This window comes from Nostoc cycadae WK-1, assembly GCF_002897135.1.
Taxonomy (GTDB): domain Bacteria; phylum Cyanobacteriota; class Cyanobacteriia; order Cyanobacteriales; family Nostocaceae; genus Nostoc_B.
The window spans coordinates 223,504-232,076 of sequence record NZ_DF978433.1 but is presented as its reverse complement, the minus strand read 5'-3'; the positions used below and the strand labels follow the sequence as shown (position 1 = coordinate 232,076).

General features: G+C 41.4%; 5 protein-coding genes. 3 read left to right on the top strand and 2 right to left on the bottom strand.

Annotated features, from left to right (window positions below; all coding sequences use genetic code 11):
* Together NCWK1_RS29940 and NCWK1_RS19825 are read left to right on the top strand one after the other, a co-directional pair.
* On the top strand, positions 1-230 hold a 230-nt coding region (locus NCWK1_RS29940), incomplete at its 5' end, for a hypothetical protein (RefSeq protein WP_222838802.1).
* Positions 231-233: 3 nt separating this feature from the next.
* A complete protein-coding gene (locus tag NCWK1_RS19825; RefSeq protein ID WP_096584655.1) occupies positions 234-1,730 on the top strand; it encodes an aldehyde dehydrogenase family protein in 1,497 nt (498 codons plus the stop codon).
* Between the two features lie 131 nt (positions 1,731-1,861).
* Here NCWK1_RS19825 and NCWK1_RS19820 read toward each other — a convergent pair whose 3' ends face one another.
* Complete coding sequence (locus tag NCWK1_RS19820) at positions 1,862-3,964, bottom strand: serine/threonine-protein kinase (protein WP_103125887.1); 2,103 nt, start codon at positions 3,962-3,964, stop codon at positions 1,862-1,864.
* Between the two features lie 407 nt (positions 3,965-4,371).
* Here NCWK1_RS19820 and NCWK1_RS19815 point away from each other — a divergent pair, with 407 nt between their 5' ends.
* Positions 4,372-6,942, top strand: coding sequence for a PAS domain S-box protein (locus NCWK1_RS19815; protein ID WP_103125886.1), 2,571 nt, complete (start codon positions 4,372-4,374; stop codon positions 6,940-6,942).
* A gap of 123 nt (positions 6,943-7,065) precedes the next feature.
* Here the strand turns inward: NCWK1_RS19815 and gltX are convergent, their stop codons facing one another.
* Positions 7,066-8,505 carry a glutamate--tRNA ligase gene (gene gltX, locus NCWK1_RS19810; protein ID WP_103125885.1) on the bottom strand — a complete coding sequence of 480 codons (1,440 nt, stop codon included), beginning with the start codon at positions 8,503-8,505 and terminating at the stop codon, positions 7,066-7,068.
* Positions 8,506-8,573 lie beyond the last annotated feature (68 nt).

Genomic DNA, 8,573 nt, shown 5'->3' with positions numbered 1-8,573 from the left:
TCTATATTCAAACAAATAGCCCCTTTCTTGTAAGAAAGGGGCTTCTTTTTTATCCACAATCTGTAATAGAGTTGTTGTCTTCCCGAATAACAACTCAAAAACTACAAGTCGCCCATCTTCGACATCCTATCACTCTTACAATGCCTGTTACCGTTGCTGGAAATATTATCTTCTCACCTCATATACCTGCTGAATATGGGCTAAAAAATGTAATGACGAATTACGAATGAATAATTATGACTTTGCTAACTTGTCGCAATTATATTAATGGTCAGTGGGTGGATGCTACGACAGGAAACATTCTGGAAAGTTATAACCCAGCTTTGATAAACGAAGTTGTAGCCACATTTCCGCGTTCTCAAACCGAGGATGTAGATAAAGCCGTCGCCGCCGCCCGTCAAGCTTACAGCAGTTGGCGGAAAGTTCCTGCCCCAACCAGAGCCGAATATATTTTTCGTGTGGGAGAATTATTACTTCAGCATAAAGAAGAACTCGCCCAATTAATTAGTCGGGAAATGGGTAAACCTCTCACAGAAGGTAGGGGTGATGTGCAGGAAGGTATTGACTGTGCTTTTTATAGTGCTGGTGAAGGGCGGCGGCTATTTGGGTTAACGACACCTTCAGAAATGCCAAATAAATTTGCGATGACGGTGCGAATGCCTATTGGTGTTTGTGCTTTAATTACACCGTGGAATTTCCCTGTGGCTATTCCTTGCTGGAAAGCTATGCCAGCTTTAGTATGCGGTAATACCGTCATCCTCAAACCCGCAGAAGATACTCCCGCTTGTGCAACTAAACTCATAGAAATTTTCGCCGCCGCAGGTTTACCAGCTGGTGTAATTAACTTAGTGCATGGTGTTGGTGAAGAAGTCGGTAAAGCCTTAGTCGAACATCCCAATGTTGATTTAGTTTCTTTCACTGGTTCTTCGGAAACAGGTGCTTTTGTGGGCGCAACTTGCGGACGCACTCACAAGCGTGTCTGTTTAGAGATGGGCGGCAAAAATGCTCAAGTGGTAATGGAAGATGCAGACTTAGGACTGGCTTTAGACGGTGCTGTTTGGGGGGCTTTTGGGACAACTGGGCAACGTTGTACAGCTACGAGTCGGCTAATATTGCATCGTGACATTAAAGAAAAGTTTACGGCTATGCTGTATGAGCGTGTTAGTAAGTTACGCTTGGGTGCTGGTAATGACCCAAATACAGAAATTGGGCCGATAATTAATCAAAAGCAACTGCAACGGGTGAATGAATATATGAACATCGCCCGTGAAGAAGGGGCAAAAATATTAATTGGTGGGGGAATAGCTAGTGAAGGACAACTAAAAGAGGGGAATTTCTTTTTGCCAACGATTTTAGATAATGTTACACCAGATATGCGCGTTGCCCGTGAAGAGATATTCGGGCCTGTGGTGGCATTAATTGAGATTAATTCTTTTGAAGAAGCGATCGCTATTCTCAATGATACTAATTACGGTCTGTCTTCTTCCATTTATACCCGCGATATTAACCGGGCGTTTACCGCAATGCGCGACATTGAAGCAGGTATTACCTATATTAATGGCCCGACTATTGGCGCAGAGGTACATTTGCCTTTTGGTGGTGTGAAACAAACAGGTAACGGCCACCGCGAAGCCGGAAGCACTGCTTTAGATGTTTTCACAGAATGGAAGAGTGTGTATGTTGACTTTTCTGGTAGTTTACAACGCGCTCAAATAGATAATCGAAGTTAGTCCACAGGAACGGAACCCAACATTATCCAAACTTTGTTGGGTTTCGCTATCCCTAGGATTTAACCTAATTTCTCTGATTATCTGCGTAGCCTGCGGTAAACCGCTAACGCTACATCCGCATCCATCTGCGGTTAATTTGCATTAGGTATCGTGGGAACAATGATGGGTTTTGATTTATCTTTGTGTAGTTGATTCTCGGCTTGATTACGTGCAGCGATCGCTTCTTGATAATCTGGCTTATATTTAATAGCTTGATTATAAGATGCGATCGCTTCTGGATAGCGGTTTAAATTGAGTAAGGCATTGCCTCGGCTATACCAACTTTCGTAATGTTTGGGGTTGTAGCGTAATGCTCTATTATAAGCTGCGATCGCCTCTGTATATTTCTGCAAATTATATTGAGAATTACCCAAACTGTACCACAATTGGTAATCGTTGCGTTTAATAGTGGCGGCTTTATTATAAGCTGTGATTGCGTCTGCGTAGCGTTGCAACTGATGTTGTGACCATCCAATATTATACCATGATTGATAGTTATCAGAATCATTTTTAATTACTTGCTTAAATGATTCTATGGCTTCAGTATAGCGTCTTAAAGTAATGAGAACATTTCCTCTCGATAGCCATGCTTGGTAATAATTTGGCTGATATTGTACCGCTTTATCATAAGCTGTAAAAGCGTCTGCGTAGCGGTTTAAATTTACCAAAGCATTGCCCCGATTATACCATGCTTGGTAATAATCAGATTTAATTTCTAAGGCTTTATTGTAGGCGGCGATCGCTTCATCATAATTTTTTAAATTTTGCCACGCCAAGCCTTTACTATACCAAGCTTCGACATAATCTGATTTTAAATCTATGGCTTTATCGTAAGCTTTAATTGCGTTATCATATTGCTTTAACTCGCTAAATACTTCACCCTTCGCATTCCAAACTTCTGGGTAATCATCGTGGAGTTGTAAAGCTTTATCAAAAGCTGCGATCGCTTCTGGATAGCGTTGTAATTTTTGTAAGGTAAAACCTCTACCACTCCAAGCATCTACATAATCTGGCTGAATTTGAATTGCCTTTTCATAAGCAGTCAGAGCTTCATCATACTGCTTTAATTTAAATAATGTTTTACCTTGACCATTCCAGCCTTGAGCATAATCTGGTCTAATATTCACTGCCTCTTCGTAGGCTGATAAAGCATCTTGATAGCGTTGTAATTCAAACAGGGTATTTCCTTGTTTTGATAATTCTATAGCATTATTAGCATTAATTTTATTCACCACAAATAAAGATGCTATGCCAGTAATTCCCAATAAAAAAATAGCCCAGAATAATTTAACAACTAAACTTTTAGCTGACTTGCCAACCTTAAGCTTTTTTGGTAAAGATCCAGTAGATATATTAACGGTTTTATTCTCAGGTTGATTAATTTTTTTTAATGCTTCTAATGCTACTCTTGCTGAAGTATACCTTTGCCGAAAATCATAACAAATCATTTTATTTAAAAATCTGGCTAACTCTGGTGAAATTTGGACTTTGTTTTCCCAGATAATTTCATTCGTTTCTGCATCTTTTTCTAACTCTTCAGCAGGTATTCCCGTCAAAGCTTGTATTGCAATCATCCCCACTGCATAGATATCACTGCTAAATTTTGGTGTCCCTTGCGCCTGTTCGCTAGGGAGATAACCAGGAGTACCAATTGCAACGGTAGCCTTTGTTTGTCCTTCGGGCGTTACTACTTGAGTAGTGATTTGTTTGACTGCCCCAAAATCTATTAAAATTAACTTGTTATCATCATCCCGTCTGAGTAAATTGCGGGGATTAACATCACGATGAATAACATTTTGTTGATGAACAAATTCTAATATTTCTAATATTTCTTGTAAGAGTAAGATAACTTGGTCTTGACTGAAAGTTTTTCCCAGAATTAACTCTTTACTTAAATCATGACCAGGGATAAATTCTTGTACAAGATAAAATTCGGCATTCTCTTCAAAATATGCTAACAGTTGGGGAATGCGATCATGCGTACCTAATTTATAAAGAACTTGAGCTTCTGTGTCAAATAAACGCCTAGCTATCTCTAATGTGGCTGCATTGCTAACTTGGGGTTTGAGTTGCTTGACAACACATTGCGGCGAACCTGGAAGTTGAGTGTCACAAGCTACAAAGGTTTCACCAAATCCTCCACCTCCCAAATGGCTAATAATTTGGTATCTTCCAACAAGTGTATTTCCCAGCATTTCGTTTGCCTAGCTAAATGCAACGCAGTCTGATTCCAATATTGACACAAGGAAAAGTATGAAGTGTGAAATTTTGCCTTTTGGCTATTGACAAAAGACTATTGACTAATTTCCATAATTTTGATTCGCGATCGCCTGCATTATCCTAGCAAAGCAATCGTCAATTATTGGTTGATTGGCATTAATCTTGCTGTCTTTCTTGGGGAACTTCAGTTAAACCTGAATTGCCATTAATTGGGGCAAATGGAGCGATCGCGTAGCCTGATAAATTGAACATATACCTTGCGGCTGAATAGTTTATGTACCCAGTGAGAGATTGTATTTTTGCCCAAAAAAATCCATACTCATTCACACGATAGGGTCTCTGCCGTGTCAATTGAGATTATTTATTGCAAGTGGTTTTCAACATGCCAGACCATGATCGAGATGAATTAGCAGCTTTACGGCAGCGTGTTGCAGAGTTAGAACATTTAGAAATTCACTATCAGTGTCAACAAGTTGCACTTGAGGTGCAATTAATTGAACTACAAGCAAAACTGACAACAGCAAATATTAATCCTCATAGTCAAGCAGATATGGCATTTACGCTACAACAACTTCAACAAGAAAAAGCTGAAAGAAAACAAGTTGAAGTCGCCCTACAAGAAAGTGAACAACTCTTGAGATTGGCTATAGATGCTGCTTGGATGGGTTTTTGGGACTGGGATATTTTTACCGATAAATTAATTTGGTCGGAAAGTCATGAACTGCTGTTTGGTTTAACTCCTGGTAGTTTTGAACGCACTTACACCGCCTTTTTAGCTTGTCTGCATCCTGAAGATAGAAAATCTGTCACGATAAATATTACTGCTGCTTTGTCAAACAAAACTGACTATAAAGACGAATTTCGGATTATTTGGCCTGACCAAAGCCTGCATTGGATTTCTTCTCAGGGAAAATTTTACTATGACGAGCAGGGACAGGCGGTGCGGATGTTTGGCGTATGTATGGATATCACTGGTCACAAGCAGACAGAAGAAAACACTCGCCAACTCACCAGCCAAGTTCAAGAACAAGCAAATCTGTTAAATGCTATTCTGGCAACTTCTGTAGATCATATTTATATATTTGATCGCACAGGTCGCCATCAGTATATTAGTCATGGTGGCGCGGCTATCTTAGGCTTAAAACCCCAGGAACTTTTGGGTAAAACCTTACGAGACTTGAATTTACCGAATGATTTTGCTGAACAAGTGGAAACTCAGCAACAAGCTGTAATGGAATCTGGGGAATCAGTCAAGGATGAATGTCAACTACTCACAATCGAAGGATTGCGTGACTACGAATATATTCTCACGCCCTTACGCAATCATACTCAAAGCATTGAAGGTGTAATTATCGTCTCGCGTGATATTACTGCACATAAAAAAGTTGAACAGTCGTTACGAGAAAGCGAAGCTCGATTCCGCCGCTTGTTTGAGTCTAACTTGATAGGCGTAGCTTTTTGGAATATGGAAGGCTATATTACTGATGCCAACGATGCTTATTTACAATTAGTTGGTTACACCCGTGATGAGTTTGCGGTTGTAGGGAAAATTGATTGGCGAGAACTCACACCATCAGAATATCTAGTTTTAGACAATCACGCCCTAGCAGAAGTCCAAAAAAACGGAGTTTCGCAGATTTACGAAAAAGAATATATCCACCGCAACGGTCAGCGAGTAGCGGTAGTTTTAGGGATAGCGTTGTTAGCCGACTGTCAAGATAGGGGTGTGGCTTTTGTTTTAGATATTAGCGATCGCAAACGCGCCGAACAAGAACGCGATCAACTCTTACAAACAGAACGCATCGCCCGTCAAGAAGCAGAATTTGCTAACCGTATTAAAGATGAATTTCTCGCGGTTCTCTCCCACGAACTGCGGACTCCACTCAACCCGATTTTAGGCTGGGCGAAATTGCTGCGAAATCGTCAGTTTGACGAAAAAACTACGAAACAAGCTTTAGAAACTATTGAACGCAACGCCAAATTACAAACTCAATTAATTGAAGATTTATTAGATGTTTCGCGCATCCTGCAAGGAAAATTAAGCTTAAATGTCTGTCCGGTAAGTTTGGTAATGGTTGTGCAAGCAGCGTTAGAAACAGTACGCTTGGCAGCAGAAGCCAAATCTATGCAAATTCATACCGTGTTTGACCCTAATATCGGTCAAGTTATGGGTGATCCAAATCGCTTACAACAAGTGGTGTGGAATTTACTTTCCAATGCAGTTAAGTTTACCCCAGCATCTGGACAGATAGAAATTCAAGTTAAAGAAATTGATGGTCAAGCGCAAATTCAAGTTAGTGATACGGGAAAAGGCATTAGACCAGAATTTTTACCATTCGTCTTTGATTATTTTCGTCAAGCAGATGGGACTACAACCCGGAAATTTGGCGGCTTGGGTTTAGGATTGGCGATTGTCCGTCAGGTAGTAGAAATGCACGGCGGTACAGTTAAGGCAGACAGCCCCGGTGAAGGCTTGGGTGCTACCTTTACAGTGAGGATACCTTTGTTAGTGATTAACGAACCAGTCAAGCGAGGAGAGAATGAATTTTTATCTTCTGAGTCTGAATCTCCCCATCTTGTCGGTATCAAAGTTTTAGTAGTGGATGACGAACCTGATATCCGCGACTTAATTACGTTTATTTTGCATGATTATGGTGTGGATGTTACCGCAGTCACATCCGCAACCGCAGCCCTAAATGAACTGTCGCAGTCCTTACCTGATATCTTGATTAGTGATATTGGAATGCCCGAAGTAGACGGTTATATGCTAATTCGTCAATTACGCCAGCGATCGCCCAAACAAGGCGGAAATGTCCCCGCGATCGCTCTCACAGCCTACGCTGGGGAAATAAACCAACAGCAAGCACTCACAGCCGGATTTCAATTGCACATACCCAAGCCAGTCGATCCAGATGCTCTAGTAAGTGCGATCGCTAGTTTAGTTAAGCGTTAGCTACAGCAAGGTCTATTGTCTAGCCGCGATTTCTCTATGGCTAGGGCTTGGTGCAAGATATGAGCATACACCCTTGCACCCTTACACCCGTGTCTTTCTTGAAAGTAAAGACGCTATGACAAATTACAAACTCATCGCTTGATTCAATCTTGACTTATCTAAACCAAGATGGTTTAACAGTAACCAAGATTGGATCAGGTCGGGGCCATGAACATCTCCAGTTAGAGCGACTCGGAGCGATCGCATCACTAAGCCTTTCTTCACGTTCTGTTCTTTAACCACCTGTTTAATTATGTCTTGAGCAACAGCTTCAGTTAGTTGGGACTGATTTTCTAAGGCGGCGAGTATCCCACTCAAAACAGCACTAGAACCTTCTTGTTGCAGTTGTTTACTGCCCTCTTCGCTCAATTCTACAGTGTCGCTGAAAAACAATTTACCCATTTCTACAGCATCTACCAAGCGAGTCATGCTAGGGCCAATTAAAGCAACTAACTGCTCTAACCAAGGACGTTCTCTCCCTTCTGCAACTGGGTAGCCAGCTTCTTGCCAATAGGGAATCAGTAAATCTGTGAGTTGATCTACTGGCATATTGTGGATGTATTGACTGTTCAACCAATCGAGTTTTGCCCAGTCAAATTTAGCACCTGCCTTATTTACTCGGTCAAAAGTGAAAACTTTGCCAGCCTCTTCTAAAGTAAATATTTCTTGGGTAGACTCTGGTGGCGACCAGCCTAACAAAGTCATATAATTTACCAAAGCTTCCGCTGTAAAGCCCATTTTTTGAAAGTCAGAAATAGAAGTTACTCCATCTCGCTTTGATAACTTGCGCCCATCCATGTTCAAAATCAGCGGTGAATGGGCAAATTCTGGGATTTTCGCACCTAAAGCTTCGTATAACAGAATTTGTTTAGCGGTGTTAGCAATGTGGTCTTCTCCGCGGATGATATGGGTGATTTGCATATCAATGTCATCGATCACTACGACAAAGTTATACAGTGGTTGACCAATGCCATCTTCTGACGCACGGGCAATTACCATATCACCGCCAAGGTCACTACCCCGCCAAACCATTTTGTCTCTTACTAAATCATTCCAGACAATTTCGCGGTCATCATCAATTTTGAAGCGGATGACAAAGTTACGTCCTTCAGCTTTAAAAGCAGCTTCTTGTTCTGGGGTGAGGTGACGATGACGGTTGTCGTAACGGGGGGCTTCGCCTCTAGCTTTTTGGGCTTCCCGCAGTGCCTCTAATTCTTCTGAGGTGGTGTAGCAACGATAAGCTAAACCTTGATCTAAAAGCTTTTGTACTGCTGTTTTGTAAAGGTCTAAACGTTGGGATTGGAAAAAAGGGCCTTCATCCCAATTCAGTCCCAGCCAGCGTAAGCCAGCAAGGATATTATCTGTGTATTCGGGGCGCGATCGCTCTAAATCTGTGTCTTCGATGCGTAAAATAAACTTGCCACCGTGGTGGTGGGCAAATAGCCAATTGAATACAGCAGTTCTGGCTGTACCAATATGTAAATTTCCAGTTGGGCTTGGTGCAATACGGACTCTAACAGTCACAGTTAATTCTCTCTTTCACAAAAGCATGATCAATATAACAAGTGCTGAGTCACTCAGGTTCATATACC

Bases quoted from the DNA above. Each gene is read 5' to 3' on its own strand.
- NCWK1_RS19820 (WP_103125887.1), bottom strand. From the start codon at position 3,964: ATGCTGGGAAATACACTTGTTGGAAGATACCAAATTATTAGCCATTTG.
- NCWK1_RS19815 (WP_103125886.1), top strand. From the start codon at position 4,372: ATGCCAGACCATGATCGAGATGAATTAGCAGCTTTACGGCAGCGTGTT.